The following is a 1,911-nucleotide window of genomic DNA, read 5'->3' on the forward strand; positions in this document are numbered from 1 at the left end:
CGGCCACCGACGGCCCGATGCCGCAGACGAAGGAGCACGTCCTCCTGGCCCGCCAGGTCGGCGTTCCCTACATCGTCGTCGCGCTCAACAAGTCGGACATGGTCGACGACGAGGAGATCATGGAGCTTGTCGAGATGGAGGTCCGTGAGCTCCTCTCCGACTACGAGTTCCCCGGCGACGACCTGCCGGTCGTCCAGGTCTCGGCGCTCAAGGCGCTCGAGGGCGACGAGAAGTGGGGCCAGAGCGTTCTGGACCTCATGGAGGCCGTCGACACCTACATCCCCGAGCCGGAGCGCGACATCGACAAGCCGTTCCTGATGCCGGTCGAGGACGTCTTCACGATCACCGGTCGTGGCACCGTCGTCACCGGTCGGATCGAGCGTGGCGTCCTCAACGTCAACGAGGAGGTCGAGATCGTCGGCATCCACGAGGGTCCGCCCACCAAGACCACCGTCACCGGCATCGAGATGTTCCGCAAGCTCCTCGACGAGGGTCGTGCGGGCGAGAACGTCGGTCTGCTGCTGCGTGGCATCAAGCGCGAGGACGTCGAGCGTGGCCAGGTCATCGTCAAGCCGGGTTCGATCACCCCGCACACCGAGTTCGAGGCCAACGTCTACATCCTGGCCAAGGACGAGGGTGGCCGGCACACCCCGTTCTACGACAACTACCGTCCGCAGTTCTACTTCCGGACCACGGACGTCACCGGTGTCGTGAAGCTGCCCGAGGGCACCGAGATGGTCATGCCCGGTGACAACACCGAGATGTCCGTCGAGCTCATCCAGCCGATCGCCATGGAGGACGGCCTGCGCTTCGCGATCCGCGAGGGTGGCCGCACCGTGGGCGCTGGTCGCGTCACCAAGATCAACAAGTGATCTGACGAGCCACCCGAGAAGGGCCCCGTATCCCGCTAGGGATACGGGGCCCTTTCGCATGCCTTGGTATGCCGTGGGTCGAGTGAGTGCCAGAGGCGCAACCGGCTGCCCTCCCGTTGCCATGCACCTTGCGCGAGCGTAGTGTCTCGCCACGGAGGAGTGCCCGCTCCTCACCGAGCAGGAGGAACAGAATGCGTCGTGCAGACGAGGAAACGACGTCCATTCATGTGCTCGCTGTCCAACCCGCTCAGACGGTAGTCCTCCAATTCGACTACGCGACTTTCTCGGCGGAGGACGCGGCCGTAGGTCTCGGTGCCTACTCGGTCTCGTGGGTCCTGGACATCGCTGAGTGATGGCTGCTGCAACTTTCGGCGAGTACGCCCTTCCGGGCGCAGCGTGTGTCATCAGGGTGTTTCTGCCGTTGATGCACATGGGTGTGAGCCCAGGAGCGCCGTTGGTCTGAGTTCTTGGCGGGCCGTGAACTGTCGGGTGACCTCACAGCGACTACCCTGTTGGAGTGGGGCCAAGAGAGCGGATCGTTCCAAGTGCCTTGGCGTCCGGCTGGCGGGCGAGCCTCTCACAGCACCATCAGTCAGGTATCCAACGTCCTCGCCGAAGTTGGCGGGGTTCTCGATCAGTGGCTGCATTGGCCTCTCTTCTATGGAGACGGACTCCGAAGCGGCGTCCCGATGACCGTGAAGCTGTCAGACTTCAACCGTGCATGGAGTTCGCATCTCTTTCCGGGAAGAATTGAGCAGCCTGGGTGTATCCGCTTGGACGCGCCGCCGTACGCGGACTCAATCATCATGAGCGGTCCGCACCAACTGGTTGTCTCCGCCGAGAAGGCCGGGCTTGAGGTGGTGCGAGTGGCGAGGTCAACCCCCCTTCCGGTCATGGAGTGGTAGGACCTTGACAACACCGAGATGAAGGTCGAGCTCATCCAGCCGATCGCCATGGAGGACGGCCTCCGCTTCGCGATCCGCGAGGGTGGCCGCACCGTCGGCGCCGGCCGCGTCACCAAGATCACCAAGTGATCTGA

Annotated in this window: 1 protein-coding gene and 1 pseudogene; both read left to right on the top strand. The window is 63.9% G+C overall.

Going from position 1 to position 1,911, the window contains the following annotated elements:
* Positions 1-872, top strand: an 872-nt coding sequence (locus tag GXZ33_RS12615; RefSeq protein WP_291341615.1) for an elongation factor Tu, incomplete at its 5' end; no start/stop codon positions are given.
* A 911-nt stretch (positions 873-1,783) separates the two neighbouring features.
* Positions 1,784-1,906 (top strand): annotated as a pseudogene (locus tag GXZ33_RS12620) (elongation factor Tu); the annotation flags it as partial.
* Between the last annotated feature and the right edge of the window lie 5 nt (positions 1,907-1,911).

The organism is Corynebacterium sp. (assembly GCF_012838985.1).
Lineage (GTDB): Bacteria > Actinomycetota > Actinomycetes > Mycobacteriales > Mycobacteriaceae > Corynebacterium.